Annotated in this window: 22 protein-coding genes; 17 read left to right on the top strand and 5 right to left on the bottom strand. The window is 31.8% G+C overall.

Translation table 11 applies throughout. From position 1 onward, the window contains the following. Window positions 1-80 precede the first annotated feature (80 nt). The 16 genes from N1F78_RS08880 (at window position 81) to N1F78_RS08805 (ending at window position 13806) form a co-directional block, all read left to right on the top strand. Window positions 81-1109, top strand: coding sequence for a rod shape-determining protein (locus N1F78_RS08880; protein WP_406682808.1), 1029 nt, complete (start codon window positions 81-83; stop codon window positions 1107-1109). A 20-nt stretch (window positions 1110-1129) separates the two neighbouring features. Then, window positions 1130-1942 (top strand): rod shape-determining protein MreC, encoded by an 813-nt coding sequence (gene mreC, locus N1F78_RS08875; RefSeq protein WP_406682807.1) that lies wholly within the window; start codon window positions 1130-1132, stop codon window positions 1940-1942. After that, window positions 1935-2441, top strand: a complete 507-nt coding sequence (gene mreD / locus N1F78_RS08870) for a rod shape-determining protein MreD (RefSeq protein WP_406682806.1) — start codon at window positions 1935-1937, stop codon at window positions 2439-2441. The genes mreC and mreD overlap by 8 nt, the downstream gene beginning before the upstream one ends. Beyond that, window positions 2438-4357, top strand: coding sequence for a penicillin-binding protein 2 (gene mrdA / locus N1F78_RS08865; protein ID WP_406682805.1), 1920 nt, complete (start codon window positions 2438-2440; stop codon window positions 4355-4357). The genes mreD and mrdA overlap by 4 nt, the downstream gene beginning before the upstream one ends. Then, window positions 4358-5635: a rod shape-determining protein RodA gene (gene rodA / locus N1F78_RS08860; protein ID WP_406682804.1), complete on the top strand. Its 1278-nt coding sequence runs from the start codon at window positions 4358-4360 to the stop codon at window positions 5633-5635. Window positions 5636-5665: 30 nt separating this feature from the next. Next, window positions 5666-6292, top strand: a complete 627-nt coding sequence (def, locus tag N1F78_RS08855; RefSeq protein WP_406682803.1) for a peptide deformylase — start codon at window positions 5666-5668, stop codon at window positions 6290-6292. Between the two features lie 189 nt (window positions 6293-6481). Then, window positions 6482-6985, top strand: a complete 504-nt coding sequence (locus N1F78_RS08850) for a hypothetical protein (RefSeq protein ID WP_406682802.1) — start codon at window positions 6482-6484, stop codon at window positions 6983-6985. Window positions 6986-7140: 155 nt separating this feature from the next. After that, complete coding sequence (locus tag N1F78_RS08845; RefSeq protein WP_406682801.1) at window positions 7141-7845, top strand: hypothetical protein; 705 nt, start codon at window positions 7141-7143, stop codon at window positions 7843-7845. A 165-nt stretch (window positions 7846-8010) separates the two neighbouring features. Beyond that, complete coding sequence (locus N1F78_RS08840; protein WP_406682800.1) at window positions 8011-8778, top strand: DUF6090 family protein; 768 nt, start codon at window positions 8011-8013, stop codon at window positions 8776-8778. 165 nt (window positions 8779-8943) lie between these two features. Then, window positions 8944-9510, top strand: a complete 567-nt coding sequence (locus tag N1F78_RS08835; protein WP_406682799.1) for a Crp/Fnr family transcriptional regulator — start codon at window positions 8944-8946, stop codon at window positions 9508-9510. A gap of 57 nt (window positions 9511-9567) precedes the next feature. Continuing rightward, window positions 9568-10023 (top strand): hypothetical protein, encoded by a 456-nt coding sequence (locus N1F78_RS08830; protein ID WP_406682798.1) that lies wholly within the window; start codon window positions 9568-9570, stop codon window positions 10021-10023. Window positions 10024-10043: 20 nt separating this feature from the next. Continuing rightward, window positions 10044-10844, top strand: a complete 801-nt coding sequence (locus N1F78_RS08825; protein ID WP_406682797.1) for a DJ-1/PfpI family protein — start codon at window positions 10044-10046, stop codon at window positions 10842-10844. Window positions 10845-11002: 158 nt separating this feature from the next. Further along, window positions 11003-11263: a hypothetical protein gene (locus N1F78_RS08820; RefSeq protein WP_406682796.1), complete on the top strand. Its 261-nt coding sequence runs from the start codon at window positions 11003-11005 to the stop codon at window positions 11261-11263. Then, window positions 11215-11538, top strand: coding sequence for a thioesterase family protein (locus tag N1F78_RS08815; RefSeq protein WP_406682795.1), 324 nt, complete (start codon window positions 11215-11217; stop codon window positions 11536-11538). The genes N1F78_RS08820 and N1F78_RS08815 overlap by 49 nt, the downstream gene beginning before the upstream one ends. 198 nt (window positions 11539-11736) lie before the next feature. Next, complete coding sequence (locus N1F78_RS08810; protein WP_406682794.1) at window positions 11737-12591, top strand: CPBP family intramembrane glutamic endopeptidase; 855 nt, start codon at window positions 11737-11739, stop codon at window positions 12589-12591. A 192-nt stretch (window positions 12592-12783) separates the two neighbouring features. Then, window positions 12784-13806 carry a serine hydrolase domain-containing protein gene (locus tag N1F78_RS08805; protein ID WP_406682793.1) on the top strand — a complete coding sequence of 341 codons (1023 nt, stop codon included), beginning with the start codon at window positions 12784-12786 and terminating at the stop codon, window positions 13804-13806. A gap of 69 nt (window positions 13807-13875) precedes the next feature. Here N1F78_RS08805 and N1F78_RS08800 read toward each other — a convergent pair whose 3' ends face one another. Further along, the gene (locus N1F78_RS08800) at window positions 13876-14310 is read right to left on the bottom strand and encodes a cupin domain-containing protein (RefSeq protein ID WP_406682792.1); all 435 of its coding nucleotides are present in this window, start codon (window positions 14308-14310) and stop codon (window positions 13876-13878) included. Window positions 14311-14382: 72 nt separating this feature from the next. Here N1F78_RS08800 and N1F78_RS08795 point away from each other — a divergent pair, with 72 nt between their 5' ends. Beyond that, complete coding sequence (locus tag N1F78_RS08795; protein WP_406682791.1) at window positions 14383-14976, top strand: TetR/AcrR family transcriptional regulator; 594 nt, start codon at window positions 14383-14385, stop codon at window positions 14974-14976. Window positions 14977-15026: 50 nt separating this feature from the next. On the opposite strand, the gene secDF is transcribed toward N1F78_RS08795, so the two are convergent. The 4 genes from secDF to N1F78_RS08775 form a co-directional block, all read right to left on the bottom strand. Further along, entirely contained in the window at window positions 15027-18029 is a 3003-nt protein-coding gene (gene secDF, locus N1F78_RS08790; RefSeq protein ID WP_406682790.1) for a protein translocase subunit SecDF, read from the bottom strand. A gap of 154 nt (window positions 18030-18183) precedes the next feature. Beyond that, window positions 18184-18804: a hypothetical protein gene (locus N1F78_RS08785; protein ID WP_406682789.1), complete on the bottom strand. Its 621-nt coding sequence runs from the start codon at window positions 18802-18804 to the stop codon at window positions 18184-18186. Between the two features lie 79 nt (window positions 18805-18883). After that, window positions 18884-19804, bottom strand: coding sequence for a malate dehydrogenase (gene mdh / locus N1F78_RS08780; protein WP_406682788.1), 921 nt, complete (start codon window positions 19802-19804; stop codon window positions 18884-18886). Window positions 19805-20011: 207 nt separating this feature from the next. Beyond that, window positions 20012-21037, bottom strand: a complete 1026-nt coding sequence (locus tag N1F78_RS08775) for a DUF6588 family protein (RefSeq protein WP_406682787.1) — start codon at window positions 21035-21037, stop codon at window positions 20012-20014. Window positions 21038-21083: the final 46 nt, after the last annotated feature.

The following is a 21083-nucleotide window of genomic DNA, read 5'->3' as shown; positions in this document are numbered from 1 at the left end:
TGTCTAGGTGCATATTTTTATTAACTTTTATTACATTTACAAGATTTCGATTACTAACCCAATTAAACCACTAGAAATACATGGGCTTTTTTGACTTCCTAACCGAAGAAATTGCAATAGATTTAGGTACTGCAAACACTCTTATTATTCATAACGACAAAGTTGTTGTTGACGCCCCTTCTATAGTGGCTCGTGACAGAATTACCGGAAAAATAATAGCTGTTGGTCAGGAAGCAAATTTAATGCAAGGAAAAACTCATGAAAACATAAAAACCATTCGCCCATTAAAGGATGGTGTAATTGCAGATTTTGATGCATCAGAACAAATGATAAGTATGTTTATTAAAAACATACCAGCATTAAAAAAGAAGTTCTTTACACCTGCACTTAGAATGGTTATCTGTATTCCTTCAGGAATTACCGAGGTGGAAATGCGTGCGGTAAAAGAAAGCGCAGAGCGTGTAAACGGAAAAGAAGTTTACTTAATTCACGAACCAATGGCAGCTGCAATTGGTATTGGAGTTGATATTATGCAACCTAAAGGTAATATGGTGGTAGATATAGGTGGTGGTACTACTGAAATTGCTGTGATTGCTTTAGGGGGAATAGTTTGTGATAAGTCTGTAAAAATTGCAGGTGATGTATTCACCAACGATATTGTTTATTATATGCGCACGCAACACAACCTATATGTTGGAGAACGTACTGCAGAAAAAATAAAAATTCAAATAGGCTCTGCTACTGAAGATTTAGAGTTACCACCAGAAGACATGAGCGTACAAGGTCGTGACTTATTAACAGGTAAACCTAAACAAGTTTCTATATCGTATAGAGAGATTGCTAAGGCCTTAGACAAATCTATTTTACGTATTGAAGATGCGGTAATGGAAACATTATCTCAAACACCACCAGAATTAGCAGCCGATATTTATAATACTGGTATATATTTAGCAGGTGGTGGTTCTATGCTACGTGGTTTAGATAAACGTTTGTCTCAAAAAACAGACCTCCCTGTTTACATAGCAGAAGATCCACTACGAGCTGTAGTGAGAGGTACTGGTATTACACTTAAAAATTTACCTAAATACAAAAGTGTATTGATAAAATAGCATACCAATAAGGTTAGACTATGCAACAGATTATAAATTTTATAATACGGAATAAAAACTTTCTGTTGTTCTTATTGCTGTTTTTTATTGGTATAGTTTTTACAATTCAATCACATTCTTACCATAAAAGTAAGTTTATAAATTCTGCAAATTTCTTAAGTGGTGGTATTTATAATTCTGTAAATAACATTGGTGAATATTTAAACCTAAAATCTCAAAACCAACTTCTATCAGAAGAAAACAATAGGTTGAGAACACTATTATTTAATAACAATATTGAAATAGACACCTCATTTTTAGACACTGTTTCTTACAACAAGTCTTATAAATTTCACACCGCTAAAATTATTAAAAACAGTTATTCTAGAACCAATAATGTTCTTTTGATTAACAAAGGAAAACAAGATGGTATCAAGCAAGATTATGGTATCATTACTTCCAAGGGTATTGTAGGTATTGTAGATAAATCTAGTTCTAGATTCTCAACTGTTATTTCAATTTTAAATTCCACCAGTAGTATAAGTGCTGGGTTAAAAAAAACAAATCATTACGGATCTCTAAAATGGAATGGTAAAACGCCTGAGATTATTCAACTCATTGATGTTGCCATAAATGCTAAAGTAAATAAAGGAGACACCATTATTACCTCTGGTCAATCATCAATATTCCCAAAAGGTATTCCTATTGGTACAGTTCAAGATTTTAAAAATGACATTGCTGAAAATTTTTATGAAATAAATGTGAAGCTATTTAATGATATGACCAATTTAGAGCACGTTTATATTATTGAAAACGTAAATAGCGAAGAAATTAATAGCCTGCTTAATGAATAATGTAATTACTGGAAATATCATTAGGTTTTTAGCATTAGTATTAGTGCAAGTATTAATATTTAATCATGTAAACTTTTTAGGCTACTTGAACCCTTACATTTATATTCTCTTTATTGCATTTTTCCCAATTAAAAACAATAGAATAATACTTATAGCTTTAAGTTTTCTGTTAGGGTTAACAATTGATATGTTTATGGATTCTGGAGGTATTCATGCTTCGGCAAGTGTCTTTATAGCGTACATTAGGCCATTTCTTTTAAAATCTTCTTTTGGTATGCAGTATGAGCATCAAACAGTTAGATTTAGTGCCATAGACCTAGGATCAAAAATAACATATATTGCATTTCTGGTTTTAGCACATCATTTAATTTTATTTTCATTGGAAATATTTAGTATTTCCAAAATACTTTTAACACTTCAAAAAACGTTATTCTCTAGTATATTTACTATTTTAATAAGTGTTATAATATCTATTATTTTTAGTAGACAATCTAAATGAGGCAATTTTTACTTTTTGGGTCAATAATTCTTGTTGGTATAATATTCATCTCAAGATTGTTTTATCTGCAAATTGTTTCGTCTAGCGGAAATAATTTACTTGAAGATAATGCCATAAGAACAGTTTATGATTATCCTAAACGCGGCTTTGTATATGATAGAAACGGAGAACTCTTAGTTTCTAATCAGCCGTCATATGATGTTATGGTTATACCCCGTGAGGTGGAACCATTAGACACCCTTGAATTTTGTAACCTACTAAAAATCAACAAAACGCAATTTATTAAAACCTTTAACAGAGCTAAAAGATATTCTCCAAGACTGTCTTCTGTTTTCGTTTCACATTTATCAAAAGAAGATTATGCTTCTTTACAAGAAAAAATGCGCAAATTTAAAGGGTTCTATATTCAAAAGCGCTCGCTTCGTCATTACCAAAAATCTGTTGGTGCCAATGTACTTGGATATATTGCAGAAGTTAACCAAAGAGAAATAAAAAATGATGGTTATTATTTAAGTGGTGATATTATTGGTAAACAGGGTATTGAAAAATCTTATGAAAAAGAATTACGCGGATTAAAAGGTGTTAAGCGTTATCAAAGAGATAGATTTAATAGAAATATTGGTTCTTATAAAAACGGAACATTCGACACTTTACCCGTAGCTGGAAAAGACATTACAATTACAATAGATGCTGAACTTCAAGAATATGGTGAGTTTTTAATGAAAAACAAAGTTGGGGGCATTGTAGCAATTGAACCTAAAACTGGTGAAATTCTTAGTCTTGTTTCTGCACCATCTTACAACCCTAATCTTTTAGTTGGTAGAAAGCGTTCTAGAAACTATACTAAGCTACATAATGATTCTATACATCTTCCTTTAATTGATAAAGGACTCTTAAGAATGCATGAACCTGGTTCACCTTTTAAAACCCTAATAGCTTTAACTGCGTTACAAGAAGGCGTTATAGACGAACGCACCTCTGTTAGATGCTCTGGAGCATATCATTATGGAGGAAGCAGACCAATGGGATGCCATTGTGGTTCTGGCACCAGAGTTTTAAACAATGGTATTTCAAAATCCTGCAATTCATATTTTGCTAACGCCTATAGAAAAACCATTGATAAATATAATAATGCCACCGAAGGCATGAATCACTGGAGCAATCATATAAAAAGTTTTGGACTGGGAAATTATTTAGGCTATGATTTATCTATTGGAAAAAAGGGGAATATCCCAGATGGTCCTTACTATGATAATTGGTATCCAGATTTTAGATGGGGTGCAACAACCATTATTTCTAATTCTATTGGCCAGGGCGAAGTTCTAGTTACACCTATTCAATTAGCTAATATGATGGCTGCTATTGCTAATAGAGGACATTATTTCACACCACATATTATTAAACATATTGAGAATGACACCATTCCTTCTAAATACACTACCAAACACCAAACAACAATAGAAAAAAAACACTTTGAACCTGTTATTGAAGGCTTACATGATGTATATGGACCAAACGGAACCGCTTGGTTTTTAAATTCACCAGGAATAGAAATTTGCGGAAAAACAGGAACGGCAGAAAATTTTACCAAAATTGACGGCGAGAGAAAACAACTTACAGACCATTCTATTTTTGTAGCTTTTGCACCTAAAGAAAATCCCAAAATTGCCTTAGCTATTTTAGTTGAAAACGGTTACTATGGTGCTAGGTTTGCTGGAAGAATAGCTACTCTAATGATTGAAAAATATATTAATAGAACCATTACTAGAAAAGATCTTGAAAATTGGGTACTTACTTACACTTTAGAACACGAATATGAAAAACCATTTCTAGGTGAACCATTTGAAATAAATGCCAAATCTAGAATGATGACTGTAGACCAATATGAGGCTTTGAAAACTCAAAGAATAGAATAAATGAACGCCGATAGAACGCGATATTTTAAGTTTGATTGGATAACCATTATCCTATTTTTACTATTGGTTGGCTTTGGATGGCTAAATATTTTATCGGCTTCCCATACGGGAGATACCATTAACTATTTTGATTTTTCACAGCCTTATGGTAAACAACTTATTTTTATCTTTTTAACTTTTGGACTTATCATAATTCTGCTGGGTATTGATGCTAAGTTTTATGAACGATTTTCTAGTATTATATACATTGTTTCCATGCTTTCATTAGTAGGGCTTTTTATTTTTGGAAAAAACGTAAATGGCGCAACCTCATGGTATGCATTTGGTGGCATGACCTTACAGCCCAGTGAATTTGCAAAAACAGCAACTGCTTTAGCCGTTGCCAAACATATTAGTGACCTTAACACTAATATAAAATCAATTAAAGATCAAATAAAAACATTTATAATAATTACAATTCCTGCCTTATTAGTACTACTACAAAATGACACAGGTAGCACCATAGTTTATGGCGCATTCTTCTTTGTTTTGTATAGGGAAGGCTTACCTAAATATTATTTAACCATTGGCATTTCTACAGTTATACTTGCTGTTTTGGCTTTAAAATTTGGAGCTATAATTACCTCAATTTTAGCTTGTATTCTAGTGCTTACCTATAGATTTTTAAACAAGAAAAAGATTTCCTGGTTTCAATCTATTTCTATTATTCTTCTTTCAATTGGTTTATCATTTGGAGTAAAATTCTTTTATCAAAGTATTTTGAAACCCCACCAGCAAGATCGTATTAGTTTATGGCTACGCTTAGAAAAAGACCCTGTTAAACTAGAACAAATGAAAAAAACTTTTGCCTATAATTTAAATGAATCTGAAAAAGCCATTAGTTCTGGAGGTTTTACAGGAAGAGGTTTTATGGAAGGCACAAGAACCACTGGTAAGTTTGTACCTGAACAACATACAGATTATATTTTTAGTACCGTTGGCGAAGAATGGGGCTTTTTAGGCACCTCATTTGTAGTCATTTTATTTGTTTTGCTATTACTACGTATTCTTCATCTTGCCGAATTACAAAAGTCACAATTTAGTAGAGTTTATGGCTATGGTGTGGCATCCATTATCTTTATTCACTTCTTAATTAATATAGGTATGGTAATGGGCTTAATTCCTACCATTGGTATTCCGTTACCCATGTTTAGTTATGGTGGTTCGGGGCTTTGGGCCTTTACTATTTTAATATTTATCTTTATAAAGTTAGACTCTAACCGCATCAATGAATGGTAACCCTAAGGGGCTTTTAATTATCTTACTCAGATGAAAAAATACTTTCCATTAATTTTCCTAACATTCTTAATCATAGGATGTTCAGGCACAAGAAACGTTTCAAAAGGAAACTTCACTAAATTTGAAAAAAAATTGATTTCTAATGACAATGACAATAAACCCATGCGGGTTTATAAAATCACCAATAAAAGTGATTCGCTCTTACTAAGAACTAAAAGCAGCTATATAAAACCAAATCTAGCAGATACCCTTCAACAAAAATTTATAAAACGATTATATGCCACAGTACGAGACAGTATGTCTCTTGGTGTTGGTATTGCTGCACCACAAGTGGGTATTTTAAAAAATATTATTTGGGTACAACGTTTTGATAAAGAAAACTTTCCTTTTGAGGTGTATTTAAATCCAAAAATTATTGAATACTCAAATAAAAAACAAAGTGTTAGAGAAGGCTGCTTATCAATTCCTGATAGAACAGATACTTTAAACTCACGGTCACATAAAATTACAATTGAATACAACACACAGAAAGGAGAACACAAGACCGAAACTGTTGATAGTTTTACAGCCGTAATATTTCAACATGAAATAGACCACTTAAATGGTATTTTGTATTTAGATCATTTAGAGAAAGAAATGAAAAGGGCTAAAAAATAAATTCATTTTTATAAAGTACCCCATTTGATATTTTGTAAAACATCATTAAATTGCATAAGAATTTTCGTCCATAAAATCCTATTAGCTATAAGGAGTAATTATTATCAAAAGCTCCGTATAGCCGCCCAAAATTGAGGTATATACGGATAAAAGTTGTGCATATATACTAGTTGTGGTGCATTTAAGAAAATGAGTGAATTAATTGAAAAATCATCGGAAAAAGTAAAAGACCAAATGGAATTTTGGTTTTTTGGATTTTTCGGAAAAGAGAAATCTGATTTCAATGGAACTGAATTATTTACTCTTTTTGATTTAATTCCTGAATCGGAACAAAGTGTGTTTAGTGAAAAAATGGAATTGAAAAAAAATGAAATTCCTGTTTTGATTTTAAAAATATCTGAATCTGAATTTATTATAAACTCAACTCATAGATTTGTTATTTTGGACAGTTTAAAATCTGAATTCATTGAATACTCCGAATTTGAGTGGCACAACGGATTTAAAGCTTTTGTGACTAACAGAGAAGATGGAATAAGTGTTAAACAAAATGGACATTTCGCTGATTTTAGAATTCGAAAGACAAACGGAGAAATAATAACACGAAAAATACCGACAGGCGAATCTGGTTTTGCTTTTTGGAATGTGACTAAAAAATGTGAATTAATTGGTCGAAAATATATAATAACTGAATAAAAACGACACCACATCACCGTATATAATTAATTGCTATGGCAATTGCCTACTTAAGAAAATCCTTGCGGGTTTTCTTTTTGGTTTGTATTTGCTAAATTAGTTGCTCAAACACGCAACGAAATCATAGCCAAACCGTTGGTAATTAAAGCAAAAACATGAAGAAATCAATATTCTCTTTTATAGTTATTTTTTTATTATTTGGTTGTGAAAATAAATCAACAATTGAAGGATTATGGATTGTTAAATCGGTAAAGGTGGGAGAAGAAGAAATGACCCCAAATGCAAGATGGACTCGTTTTAATTCCGATTTAACACAAGAATCAGGCAATGGAAGGTTTCAACATTCATACGGGACTTGGAATTTGGATAAGAATTCAAATGAGTTATCTATAATAAACTCAAACGGATTAGAGGATTTAAATGATCCCTTTGTGATATCGATTAATGAAAATGAATTGATCTGGAAGAGAACTGAAGAAGGACAAAACATCCAAGTCACTTTAGAACGTTCATCTAAACTTCCAGAAACATACGGTGACAAAATACTTGGGCTTTGGAAATTAGAAAAAGCAATAAGTAATGGCAATTATTTTGAGGAATCGGATAAAAAAGAAATCAACGATTATATATTTTTTAGATGGGATAAACGCTTTGTTATAGGGTCTGAAAAAGGAAGGGTAAATGGGGTTTATAATGTTCACGGACATAAACCTGAGGTTGAATTAATTCCATATGGAGACCAAGTCAAAAGAGATTTTTGGGAGATCCAATTTGATGAGAATAAGATAACTTTAAGACTCTTGAATTCTGACACGACAGTAATAAGACAGTTTAGAAGAATTAATAAGTTTCCTAACTAAAAAAACAACCTAAAACAATGGCTATAAGTAATTGCTTGTTCTCGCCTACTTATGAAATTCCTTGCAGATTTTCTATTCGATTAGTATTTGCTAAATTAGGTACTTAAAACACGCAACAAACCATACACAAACACGCTGTGCTTCATTATAACCAACTGCTAACCTATGATAAAATTCTTTAGAAAAATTAGACAAAACTTAATGCTAGAAAATAGAACAGGAAAATATTTTAAATATGCCATTGGTGAAATTATTCTTGTTGTAATTGGAATTTTAATAGCTATTCAGCTTAACGATTTAAACGAAAACAGAAAAGAACACAAGAAGGAATTATCCTTTATTAAAAAACTGCAAGAAGATATCAATTTCGATATTCAACATTTAACTAAGCAAGATTCCATTTTGGCAGGTTATCTATCCAATCAAGAAAAAATACCAGAACTATTACTTAAAGCAACATCAGTAAAGGATATTGTGAATATTGATTTGGTAATGCACAAAAGTTGGAATAATATAGAGATAAATAGAAAGACCTATAATGAAATGCTCAATACTAGCGGAATTTATATTATTAAGAACAAACAATTACTAATTCATTTAAACGAGCATTATGCTTTAATAGAAAAGTATCAACAATTCATGAGAGAAATAACTGAGGACGGAAGAGAGTATATGAAAAATCCCGATTTAAATACCTTCCGATTTTTGAAAAAATACTTTGGAAATCCCGAATTCGATAGAAATAGAATTGACACGAGTTGGATAGGGAATTATAATTCACCTACCTATTTAGCTTTATACAGATATTATAACCATGTGATAGTTGGTGTTAATGGAAATAAAAGAAAATATATTAAAGAAATACTTACTAGTAGCAATGCATTGGCAAACGAAATTAAACAAGAGTTAACGAGAAGAAATTACAACAATTAAATAACAAACGCACAAAAATATCTGTAAGCAAACACCTATTCTCCCTTACTTTGGAAATTCCTGCGGAATTTCCAACTTGGTGTGTATTTGCAAAGTTAAGTTCTAAACCACACCAATACTAATAGCCAAGACCGTTAACAATAATCTAAATAATAAAACTCCAGAATGAATCAAATAAAAGAATATTTAGAGCGCATTGTTGAAGTAAGTGATAGTGATTGGGAAATATTTTCATCTAAACTTAAAAGAACTGAATACAAGAAAAAAACTACGCTACTAGAAATAGGAAAAGTAGAAAACCATCTTAGTTTTATAGAAAATGGTTCTATTAGATTATATATTCCTAAAATAGAAAACGATATCACATTTGGGTTTTGTTTTAAAGGACAATTCATGAGTGCTTACGATTCTTTTTTAACACAATCACCCAGTTCCTACCAAACAGAAACACTTACAGCAACCACATTATGGAGATTGAGTTTTAATGATTTGCAAGACATTTATAAGCGCACAGAAATTGGTCATATAGTTGGTAGAGTGACAGCCGAAAATCTTTTTTTAATGAAATCACAAAGAGAACAATCACTTCTTAATGATACTGCTGAAAAAAGATATTTAAACTTATTTACAGAAAGACCGCAACTAATTAAAGAAATACCTTTAAAATATTTGGCCTCTTACATTGGGGTAACTCCACAGGCTTTAAGCAGAATCAGAAAACGAATTTCTTAACTAAGGTTCATTGTTTTCATAAGTTCATCTTCTGACATTTGTCAAAAAAACAAAAAGATGAAACCACTTATTGTACTACTTGTAATATTTACAATTACATTATTTACTTTAAAATTTAAACAAGGCACATATAACATTGCCCTTTCTGCACGCATTGGAATGTCTGTTATGCTTTTATTTACTGCATTGGGACACTTTATGTTTACAAATGGAATGGTTATGATGGTTCCGGAATTTATTCCATTTAAAAAAGAAATGGTCTATTTTACGGCTATCATTGAAATCTTAGGAGCATTTGCGCTTCATATACCACCATTAAGAACTATTACGGCGTGGTTATTAATTCTATTTTTCATACTCCTTTTATCCGCAAATATTAATGCATCGATTAAATCGATAAACTATCAAAAAGGCACTTATGACGGAAATGGACTTTTTTATTTATGGTTTAGAATTCCTTTACAAATCCTTTTTATTATTTGGGTTTATATGAGCTCTATTAAATCTACGTAATTCTATAAAAACAAATATTTATGAAACATTTAATTCTAATAATAACAACCTTATTATTAATAGCCATTTCTTATTCTCAAGAGAAAACCATTTTATTTGTCATGAGTGCAGAAGACACCTTGGCTTTGAATAATAACACCAAACTACGTCAAACAGGTGTTTTTTTAAACGAGTTTTATCTCGCATATAAATCTGTAACGGAAGCAGGATATAAAGTTAAATTCGCAACTCCATCAGGGATTAAAGCTACAATAGACAAAGAAAGTAAAAACGATACATATTGGAAAAATAAACTAGAAACTAAAAAAGAAGCACTAAAGTTTATTAAGGCAAATGTTGAATTCCATACACCAATGACTCTTGAAAAAGCTATTGCAACTCGTGATCAATATCTAGGATTAATAATTCCTGGTGGGCAAGGACTGATGATAGACTTGCTGCATGATGAACATATTCCAATTTTATTGAAACACTTTGCAAAGAATCAAAAACCAACTGGTCTTATCTGTCATGCCCCAATATTAATTTCAACTATTCCTAAAGAAGAAAACCCTTATGTAGGCTATAAAATAAACTCTGTTTCCCCATTAGAAGAATTTGTGATAGAAAAGTTTATTATGAAAGGTAAACCAAAAAGCAGGAAAATAGCAAAAACACTAAAAAAATTAGGATTAAAATATAGAAACGGGTTTCCAAAAGCTAACTTTTCCATTAAAGACCGAAATCTAGTAACAAGTCAAAACCCATATTCAAATGATGCATTTAACGAATTATTTTTAAAAGCATTATTAGAATATAACCAAGTTATAGAAATTAAGTAGAAAAGTCATTTGCCAACACCCCAAATAATTTATGGCTTAGGAATTTTATTCCGAAAAATCCCTTCCTTTTCGCTAAGTTTGTTTTACGGCGGTAAATCCTATTAAATTTTAGAGTAACAAACCATAACTAGCCGCAATAAGTAATTAAAACTAATTGAATGAGATGGATTAGACTTATATTGGCTATGTTAAGCGCAAAGTTTAAGAAAAAACTCAATGGTACTGAAACAGTTATTAAAACCTTCAGAGTTTGGATTACTGATATAGATGTTTCAGTTATGAATCATGCTGCTATAATGACTGTTTTAGAAACAGGACGTTTAGATTTAATGGTTAGATCTAACTTTTTCAAAGTAGCAATAAAAAATAAATGTTTTTCCCAAGTCAGGCTATCAGTATTCAATTTTATAGACCATTAAAATTATTTCAAAAAGCTCAAATATATACTAGAATTTCATATGTTGACGAAAAGTGGATTTATGTTGAGCAAAAAATTGAAAGAAAAGGTAAAATTGTAGCTGCATGCATTGTCAAAAACACAATCAAAAAAGGAAGAACAACAATACCAACTTCTAAAATAATGAATGAGCTTAATATTGAGAAAGTGCCAACATATAAATATGATTTAATGGAAACTTATGAACAAGAAAATGCTCAAATGAATGAGAAGTTAGTTGATAATTGGGATAAATAAAAAACGACATTCCTAAACTGCAGAATCAATTACCCGTACTCATCTTATCACAAAAATCCTTCAAGAAATTCTTTGCAGTTTATACATGCTATATTAGTTACTTAATAACGCAACTAATTATATTTAAATTCAAAAGACGGTTTGTAACAAAACCATATTCTCTTCGTCTTTGATAAACAAACCAATTATTGATACCTAGTGTTAGAAAAATTAGCAGAAAGAAGAGAAACGTGGAAAACAATCTTTCTATTTATTACAATCGTTACAGTTATTACTTCTCCTTTCCATTATGCCATTGTAAATTTATATCCTTCAAGAATATATGTTGGAGCCATAATGTGGTGTCCTGCCATAGCCGCATTTATAACCTTAAAAATTAAAGGGCGCAAAATTTCATCTATAAACTGGAATTGGGGAAGTTGGAAATACATCAGGTTATCTTATTTTATACCTGCCGCTTATACTATAGTGACTTATGTTCTAATTTGGACTTTTGGGTTTGGAAGTATAGCGAATTCAGAAACAATATTAGATTGGGGAAAAGACCTTGGTTTGTTTGGAATAGGCACACTAAACCCAACAGCTATAACAATAATAGGCATTACTTTATTAGGTACAGTAGAAGTTATTAGAGCATCCGCAACCACTTTAGGAGAAGAAATTGGATGGAGAGGTTTCTTTATACATGAATTGAGAAAAGTACTTTCATTTACTAGTGTGTCAATTTTTAGCGGATTTATATGGGCTACTTGGCATTGGCCCTTGCTTGTTTATTATAGTAATAATGTGTTATTAGAGTTTATTACATTTTTTACAGTTATTATTTCTATGTCATTTATCATGAGTTACTATACTTTTAAATCTAAAAGTTTATTTCCTGCAGTAATTTTTCACGCAGTAAGTAATGTGTATATTCAAAAAATCTTACCACCTCTAACAATAACAACCAAAGGAGCAGAACACTGGCTTGGAGAAAATGGAATTATGTTGGCAATAGTAACTTCTGTTTTTGGTATTTATTTTTGGAGAAAAGCGATTAAAGAAAATTTATAATAAACACATTATCTTACGAAGTGTATAAGTAATTGCCAGTACAAAACTATGGTAACCCTTTTTGAAATATTTTTACAACTCATCCGTAATTTTAAACAATACAGCATTAAAAGATTTTTAGTTTTTAAATATTAATTGAGTTTTGTAAGAGATATGAATCTTTAAATCATTCTTCTCAAAGCAAATTTTATTATGAAAAAAAATATATTTAGAATAGTATTGCTTACAGGAACCGTAATCTCATTATTTTATGTTCCATGGATTTTAGTATGGGCTTGGATATTACCATTGCCTAATAATGTTCAGGAACAGGTAGATGAGGCCATTGCCCACGGGTTTGATGGCATGATTGTATATGTTGATGAAGGTGAAAAATCACCAGCATTTTACACTGGTGGTTGGAAAGACCGAGAAAACAAAATACCTGCAGACCACAAATCATTATTCAAAATAGCCAGTATTAGCAAGTTGTATACTGCTGTTGCCATCACCAAGATGGTCAAAGAAAAGCGTTTATCATTAGATGAAACACTGCTTACATACTTTCCAGAACTTATTGGAAGAATTGAATATGCAGACAAAATAACCTTGAGAATGATGGTTGAACACCGAAGTGGCATTCCAAATTTTACTGATAATCCAGCTTATTGGGAAAATGAACAGGAAAATGGTAGTAAAGCACTTGAATTTGCCCTTGATTTACCTGCCAGTTTCAAACCTGATAAAGGTTATGAATATTCAAATACTAACTATTTATTGCTTCGCAGAATTATGGATTCTGTATTGGGATATAATCACAATGAGTACATTAAGGAGAAAATTTTGGTACCCCTGGAATTAAAAAATACTTTTTTTTCAATTACCGAAGTCGATTTAGACGATGTTATGAGCGGATACTATGTGGGCTATGACAAAGATTTCAAAGCTAATGAATACGGAATGTTAGCCACCGCAGAAGACGTGGGTGATTTTTTACGTGCCATTAATGATGGTTCGGTATTTGAAGAAGGTGAAAAGGAAATCTATCCTTACGTATATGAACATGGAGGCTTGGTTATTGGTTATCAAAGCCTTGCAGAATACCACAAAGATATTGATACGGTTGTTGTACAATTTATAAACACCACAGATTTTAATGGATACGAATGGAATTTATCGGAGATAATTATTAATAGGATTGTGAAAATTGTGAAGAATAACAAAAGTACATCCTAAAATATTTTTCAATAAAACCATTTGATTTACATCTTGTAGGAATAGAAAAACAAGTCTTTTTAACTTAATCTAGACATTAATAATCATATCATACTCCATTGCAGTTGCCATAACTTTATTTATAATCTCTGGAGCTACAGATTTTTCAATGGCATTCTCTTCTGATTCTGGAATACCCATTTGTTCAAAAAAAGTTCTGAATCCTTTAGGACTATGAATATTAATCCATTTACATGGCTTATCACTTGTATTTCCAAAGGTGTGTAATGTTTTTGGGGGAATATCAACTGATTCACCCGCCTTTACCACCCTAGTTTTACCATTTACAAAAAACTCCATTTCACCTTCAATAATTAAAAATGATTCTTTAAAAGCATTATGTAAATGTGGTGGTGGACCTTGAACTTTAGGTGGCGTTTCCGCTACCATTAAATCATAATCGCCCGAAGTTTCGTGAGGTGTAACCTTGTGACCAAGCACCCATTTTGTATTATTTGCATTCATCTTATGAGATTTTTGTCTCACAAACATAAGAGTAAATTTTTTTCTTTCCAAATTTTATGAGATATTTGTCTCATGAATAAAAAATATGTTAGTACCGGAAGGACAAATCAAAAACTAGAAACTAGGAGTAAAATTCTTGATGGTGCGCAATATTTTCTGAGAAAGGGGTTGGAATTTAACTTAGAAGACATTGCAAAAAGAACAGGAATATCAAGAGCCACGGTTTATAGGTACTTTTCAAATGTTGATGTACTAGCTGCAGAAGCAGGACTAGACATAAGCACTAAAAGTCCAGAAACAATATGTCAAGAACTAGATAGCGCTAACTTAGAAGGTAAAGTTCTTGAAATACAAAACTACTTCAATACACTTGCTATAGATTACGAAAATTTATTTAGAAAATATATTAGTACTGTTTTAGACACTAATACTTCTACACCCAAAAGAGGCGCCAGAAGAAAAAAAGCACTAAAGATTGTACTTGAGGAAACTAATTTTTCTAATAATGAAAGAGAAAATCTTTCAAACCTCTTTACGATTCTAATGGGAATAGAACCTCTAATAGTAGCAAAGGATGTTTGTGGTTTAAACAATAAACAATCCATTGAACTTATGAAATGGGGAATGGAGTTACTCTTTAAAGGGCTCACCGTCTCTAAAAAATAAAAAGCCTATCAACTATAGTTGATAGGCTTTAAAGAAAAATAGTTAGTTAATTAGTCTTTCTTTTTTTTATCTTCTAACTTCTGTACTGTACCATACATAATTGGCGTTGCAATAAATAACGATGAGTAGGTACCTACAATTACACCTACTATTAATGCAAACATAAACCCTCTAATAGAGTCACCACCAAAAATAAAAATTGCCAATAATACTACTAATGTAGTTAAAGAAGTATTTAATGTTCTACTTAATGTACTGCTTAAAGATGAGTTTACTACTCTATCAAAATTCCAGCTTGTATGTTCATTGAAGAACTCACGAATTCTATCAAATACTACCACGGTATCATTTAATGAATATCCAATTACGGTTAACACTGCGGCAATAAATGCTTGATTTATTTCCATATTAAATGGCATAAACTTATAAGTTAATGAGAATATACCTAGCACTATTAATACATCATGAAACACAGCTGCTACAGCACCTAAAGAGTATTGCCAACGTTTAAAACGAATTAAAATATAAAGAAACACTACAATTAAAGACCCTAATACTGCCCAAACTGATGCTTGTTTAATATCATCCGCAATGGTTGGACTCACTTTATAAAATTCCATTAACCCAACTTGTTTGTTCTCATCGCTAAGGTCAATAAATTGCTCATAGCTTACGCCTTCTAAATAAGGTTGTAAACCACCAAATAGCTTTTCTTTTATTTCTTCATCAATCTCAATACCACTTTCGTTTACTTTGTATTTAGTGGTAACTTTTAATTGATTAGCTGCACCAAATGTTTTGGCATCTGCACTTCCAAATACATCTGGTTGAGATAAAGCACTGGTTATTTCTGATGCACTGGTATCATTAGCAAAACGGACCAAATAGGTTCTACCACCAACAAAATCTACACCCTCATCTAAACCATTAGTAAATAAGGACCCCAAACTTAAAGCTATAATAGCTCCAGAAACTATAAAGGCTACTTTACGTTTCTTTAAAAATTCAATATTAATATTTCTAAATAGGTTCTTAGTAATTGCTGTAGAGAAGTTTAAGATACCGCCTTTATTAGCATACCAATCAATTAACAATCTAGTAATAAAAATAGCAGTAAATAAAGAAGTACCAATACCTATTAATAAAGTAGTAGCAAATCCTTTTATTGGACCTGTACCAAATATAAATAAGATTAATGCTGTTAATCCAGTTGTGATGTTGGCATCTAAAATTGAAGAAAGGGCATTACTAAATCCATCTTTAATAGATTCTTTTTGTCCTTTACCTTTTGCCAACTCTTCTCTAATACGCTCAAAAATAAGCACGTTAGCATCAACCGACATACCAATTGTTAAAACTATACCAGCAATACCAGGTAATGTTAACACCGCTCCCAGACCAGACAAAATACCGAAAATTAACAGTATGTTTAATAACATGGCTACATCTGCAAAACCTCCTGCTTTACCGTAGTAGAAAATCATCCATAATAACACTACTATTAAAGCAATGATAAAAGACATTGTTCCACTATCAATAGCCTCTTGACCTAAAGAAGGTCCTACAACTTCACTAGAAATGATATCTGCTGTAGCTGGTAATTTACCAGCACGTAATACATTTGCCAATTCATCAGCTTCACCTAATGAAAAGTCTCCTGATATAGAAGAGTTTCCTCCTGCAATAGGCCCCGTAGTAACACCAGGTGCAGAATAAACAATATTATCTAAAACAATAGCTATTTGACTACCTTGGTTAAAGGCTTTACCTGTCATATCTTCCCAAATTTTTGCCCCTTTGGCATTCATTTGCATAGATACTTCGGGCTTACCAGTTGGCCCAAAATTAACACGTGCATCTGTAACAACGGCACCACTTAATTCAGGAATGTCCTCTCTATTACCTATTAACGCATATAAATCTACGAACTCTGAATTCTTTTTTGGCTTCCCGAATGCAAACTTAGCATAACGTTGTTGAACAGGCAGTAAAGCTCTTACTTCCTTTTTGTTTAAGTATTCAAGAACAGTTTCTTTATCCTTAAGCTCAAACTGCGCAATAACTGGTCCCCCTTGGTATCCAGGTCCTCTAATTAAATCTAATAAAGGGTTTACTGCTGTTGCCACTTCAGTAGAATCAGTAGTAGCAGCTCCTAATAAATCTTCAACAGCATCTTGTGCATCTGCTTCTTCAGAATCACTTGTCCCAGCATTTTCAGCAACTACTTCTACTTCATTTACCAACGGTTTTAACACCTCATTAGCTTGTGCTAAAAATTGAAAGAATTGCTCACCTTTGTATGCATCCCAAAACTGTAACTGAGCCATGGTTGTAAAAGTACGTTCTGCTCTTTCAATATCTTTTGCTCCTGGCAGTTCAATTAAAATTCTACCAGAATTTCCTAAACGTTGGATATTAGGAGAGGTAACCCCTAAACCATCAATACGTTTACGTAATACTTCAAAAGCTGATACTACAGACTCATCAATTTTTGTTTGAATAACTGTCTGAACTTCTTCATCAGTCATACTTCCATCAATCTCACCATCTAAATCTTTAGTATAAAATATATCAGGTGATGCCAATTTTGTATCACCTTTAATTTTATCAAATTCAATAAAGAAATCTTCTAAATACGTGTTTTGGCTATTCTTTTGAACTTCAGAAGCATTATCTAAAGCCTGGTTAAAAACTGGATCACTTGTATTATTAGCTAATCCTTTTAATATATCTTTTACAGATACTTGAAGAATAACATTAATACCTCCTTTTAAATCAAGTCCTAAATTCATTGCTTTCGACTTAACATCGTTATAAGTATACTTAGAAACAAGTATATCAAACACGGTATCTGTAGCTATAGATTCTAAATAGCTAGCTTCGTCTAAACTGCGCTTTGCACGGTAATCTTCATCAGTTTCTGCAATTTTCGCAATGGCTTGCTCTTCTGCATTACTTTCAATTTGATTTGCTTTAAACGTAAACGATAATTGGTAAATACTTACCAGTCCGAATAATAAAGCAAACAATTTTACTAATCCTTTGTTTTGCATTCTATTGTTATTTATGGTCAAATTTTAAAAACGAGCAAATGTAAAATTTTATCGTAAAATTTGACAATTATTTATAGTTTATAATTGATTTGAAAGCGTTTATAAAAACGCCTTATTATTTTAAATGATAGATTGGAAGGTGTACATTAAACACCTATACGGAGATACTAACAATAGGTCCAGCCCTAACTTCTGGTTCTTTATGCGAAGTATTATCTATTGCTATGGCAATATTTCTATTGGCTTTAAAAGCAATTTTTATTAAATGATCTGATTTATTAATGCCTACATTTTCTAATGGGAAATATACATTAGGGTTTGTAAACCTATCATAATCATATTTTATTTCTAATACATATTTACCTCCTAAACTTGATGATTCTGTACTTTTCTTAATCTCATAAACATCAAGATTGTAATTAGATGGTTCATCTGAAGAATGTGAATCATTTGAATTTTGATTGTTTGATGCATAACCAAAAACTAAATGATTATCTTTTGAAAGGATTTCTTTTATGTTAGCAGCCTTAACATTACTGTGATAAGTAAATTTCAAGGTTCCATTATCCGCTTCTTGAACTTCAATGTGTGTTGCACCAACATTTTGCAGTGTTTCTTTCACATCTGCAATAGCATTTTGAACGTCGTCTTCAGTAGTTTGAACATCAACAAATTCCATAACAATTTCCTGATTAGGTACAGGATCTTGTTTTTGGCATACACCAAGTAGTGTTAATGCTATTATTAATGTACTAAAGTACCATTTTGCGTTCATGCGCCAAATATAAAAAAATAAAGACTGTATTGCTACAGTCTTTATATAAATATCTATTTTAAGGTTTTGAATACTAAACCTATAACAATCCGTTAGTTTTTCTAACACCCTCTGCACTAGCTTGCATGTGCGCTTTCTCAGCATCACTTAAAGGAATATTAACTATTTCTTCTATACCATTTCTTCCTAAAACAACTGGAACACCAATGCAAATATCTTCTAATCCATACTCACCATCTAATAATGTTGAACAAGGGAAAATTTTCTTCTGGTCACAAGCAATAGCTTGAACTAAAGCACTAACAGCTGCTCCTGGAGCATACCATGCAGAAGTACCTAGTAACTTAGTTAATGTTGCACCACCTACTTTAGTATCGGCAGCAACCTGCTCTAATCTTTCTTCACTTAAAAACTCAGAAACTTTAATGCTATTTCTTGTAGCATGACTTGTTAATGGTACCATACCGGTATCACTATGACCACCAATTACCATTCCGTCCACATCACTTATAGGAGCTTCTAAAGCTTCTGCTAATCTATACTTAAATCTAGCAGAATCTAAAGCACCACCCATACCAATAATTCTATTCTTTGGTAAATCTGTTGATTGGTGTACTAAATAAGTCATAGTATCCATAGGGTTACTCACTACTATAATAATAGTATTTGGAGAATTCTCAATTAAACTAGATGATACGGTTTTTACAATTCCTGCATTAATACCAATCAATTCTTCACGAGTCATTCCTGGTTTACGCGGAATACCCGAAGTAATAACACAAATATCACTACCTGCAGTTTTACTGTAATCATTTGTTACACCTGTAATTTTAGTATCAAATCCATTTAATGATGCCGTTTGCATTAAATCCATTGCTTTACCTTCAGCATACCCTTCTTTAATGTCTAATAAAACTACTTCTGAAGCAAAATCTTTTATAGCAATATACTCTGCACAACTTGCACCTACTGCCCCTGCTCCTACAACTGTTACTTTCATGTTTTTATTTTTAGTTAAATTTTAGAATAAATTATATTAACGACTCCATTTTTTCAATTGAAACCAAGCAAAATTAAGAATTAAAATGCTCTAAATAAAAAAAGTACAAGAATAAATCTTGTACTTCCTTAAAACAAAAAATTAAATAGTAACTAACTAAAATTAAAACATATTTTTTACGAAGTATTCAATAACTACGTATTTATTTTATCTAAAACTAAATGCAATTCCTGCCGATACTGTATTATACTCTTGAATAGTATAGTCTCCAAAAATCTTGAAGAATCCAAGACTTAACCTAGCTCCTAGAGTTGCTCTAAACCCTCCTGCATTAAAGCTCATATCAATTGGATCGGTAACTGGCACTACTGCCTGTTGACCATCAAGCGGACCTCCTTCAACTGTATACTCTAAATTATACGTTCCAAGCATTTTTAAAGTGGAATTACCACCACTATAACCTACACCTCCATATACATTTATTATTGGAAAATTTAGTGATGCAATAGCTTGGGCCGTAAATGAACTTAAGTTAAATTCTGCCATTTGGTTGCTTCCAGCAATCACATCTCCATCCATGGCATAGCTAACATCCATGTTGGTGTAAGCTGCTAATAATGAAACATGCAAAGGCAACTTATCTAAAGGACCAAAAATCCCAGTTATTTCTTTTTTAAGTCCAATACCAAATAGATTTCCCTTAACATCATCTCCTCCAACTTCTGGAACTAATCTTAACATGGCATCAAATTTAAAAGGAAGACCAACGCTTAATTGTACAGCTGGTGTTGGAACTGCGCTTAATGGCAAATCATCTTGTATTCCTGATGGCATTTCTAATTCGGCAGTTACAGTTTGTGAATTCCCTTGATATTCAACATCAGCTGAAATATCAAATATAGCGCCATCACCTGAACCTGCTATAGTAGGAGATGTAACTGAGCCTCCAACAACTGATTCTAATCCTGTAAGTGTAAATATTTCATCCTTTGTAGGAACTACAGATGCATTTAAACCTAAAGTAAAATCAAAACCAAGCTTCTTATGAACTTTAGCAGTATGATACCAACCACTATTCATACCATATATTAATCCAGTCATGGCAGGACTAATATAAGCTTCAGTTAATTTGTTAGCATCATCTCTTGCTGCTAATAAAATACTTTCAAGTTCTTGAGCCTTTGATAATTGTGTAGCAAAACACAATAACATAAATAAAATTGTCTTTTTCATTTTTTTCATAATAGATTTGGAATAACAAACATAGTGATTTTTCTGC

Origin of the sequence: Seonamhaeicola sp. MEBiC01930, assembly GCF_045277075.1 — a bacterium.
Classification (GTDB): domain Bacteria; phylum Bacteroidota; class Bacteroidia; order Flavobacteriales; family Flavobacteriaceae; genus Seonamhaeicola.
The sequence above is the reverse complement of the archived record's forward strand: the minus strand, read 5'-3'. Positions and strand labels throughout refer to the sequence as shown.

Excerpts from the sequence above, each read along its gene's own strand:
- N1F78_RS08880 (WP_406682808.1), top strand. The coding sequence starts at position 81 with ATGGGCTTTTTTGACTTCCTAACCGAAGAAATTGCAATAGATTTAGGT.
- mreC (WP_406682807.1), top strand. The coding sequence starts at position 1,130 with ATGCAACAGATTATAAATTTTATAATACGGAATAAAAACTTTCTGTTG.
- mreD (WP_406682806.1), top strand. The coding sequence starts at position 1,935 with ATGAATAATGTAATTACTGGAAATATCATTAGGTTTTTAGCATTAGTA.
- mrdA (WP_406682805.1), top strand. The coding sequence starts at position 2,438 with ATGAGGCAATTTTTACTTTTTGGGTCAATAATTCTTGTTGGTATAATA.
- rodA (WP_406682804.1), top strand. The coding sequence starts at position 4,358 with ATGAACGCCGATAGAACGCGATATTTTAAGTTTGATTGGATAACCATT.
- def (WP_406682803.1), top strand. The coding sequence starts at position 5,666 with ATGAAAAAATACTTTCCATTAATTTTCCTAACATTCTTAATCATAGGA.
- N1F78_RS08850 (WP_406682802.1), top strand. The coding sequence starts at position 6,482 with ATGAGTGAATTAATTGAAAAATCATCGGAAAAAGTAAAAGACCAAATG.
- N1F78_RS08845 (WP_406682801.1), top strand. The coding sequence starts at position 7,141 with ATGAAGAAATCAATATTCTCTTTTATAGTTATTTTTTTATTATTTGGT.
- N1F78_RS08840 (WP_406682800.1), top strand. The coding sequence starts at position 8,011 with ATGATAAAATTCTTTAGAAAAATTAGACAAAACTTAATGCTAGAAAAT.
- N1F78_RS08835 (WP_406682799.1), top strand. The coding sequence starts at position 8,944 with ATGAATCAAATAAAAGAATATTTAGAGCGCATTGTTGAAGTAAGTGAT.
- N1F78_RS08830 (WP_406682798.1), top strand. The coding sequence starts at position 9,568 with ATGAAACCACTTATTGTACTACTTGTAATATTTACAATTACATTATTT.
- N1F78_RS08825 (WP_406682797.1), top strand. The coding sequence starts at position 10,044 with ATGAAACATTTAATTCTAATAATAACAACCTTATTATTAATAGCCATT.
- N1F78_RS08820 (WP_406682796.1), top strand. The coding sequence starts at position 11,003 with ATGAGATGGATTAGACTTATATTGGCTATGTTAAGCGCAAAGTTTAAG.
- N1F78_RS08815 (WP_406682795.1), top strand. The coding sequence starts at position 11,215 with ATGTTTTTCCCAAGTCAGGCTATCAGTATTCAATTTTATAGACCATTA.
- N1F78_RS08805 (WP_406682793.1), top strand. The coding sequence starts at position 12,784 with ATGAAAAAAAATATATTTAGAATAGTATTGCTTACAGGAACCGTAATC.
- N1F78_RS08800 (WP_406682792.1), bottom strand. The coding sequence starts at position 14,310 with ATGAATGCAAATAATACAAAATGGGTGCTTGGTCACAAGGTTACACCT.
- N1F78_RS08795 (WP_406682791.1), top strand. The coding sequence starts at position 14,383 with ATGAATAAAAAATATGTTAGTACCGGAAGGACAAATCAAAAACTAGAA.
- secDF (WP_406682790.1), bottom strand. The coding sequence starts at position 18,029 with ATGCAAAACAAAGGATTAGTAAAATTGTTTGCTTTATTATTCGGACTG.
- N1F78_RS08785 (WP_406682789.1), bottom strand. The coding sequence starts at position 18,804 with ATGAACGCAAAATGGTACTTTAGTACATTAATAATAGCATTAACACTA.
- mdh (WP_406682788.1), bottom strand. The coding sequence starts at position 19,804 with ATGAAAGTAACAGTTGTAGGAGCAGGGGCAGTAGGTGCAAGTTGTGCA.
- N1F78_RS08775 (WP_406682787.1), bottom strand. The coding sequence starts at position 21,037 with ATGAAAAAGACAATTTTATTTATGTTATTGTGTTTTGCTACACAATTA.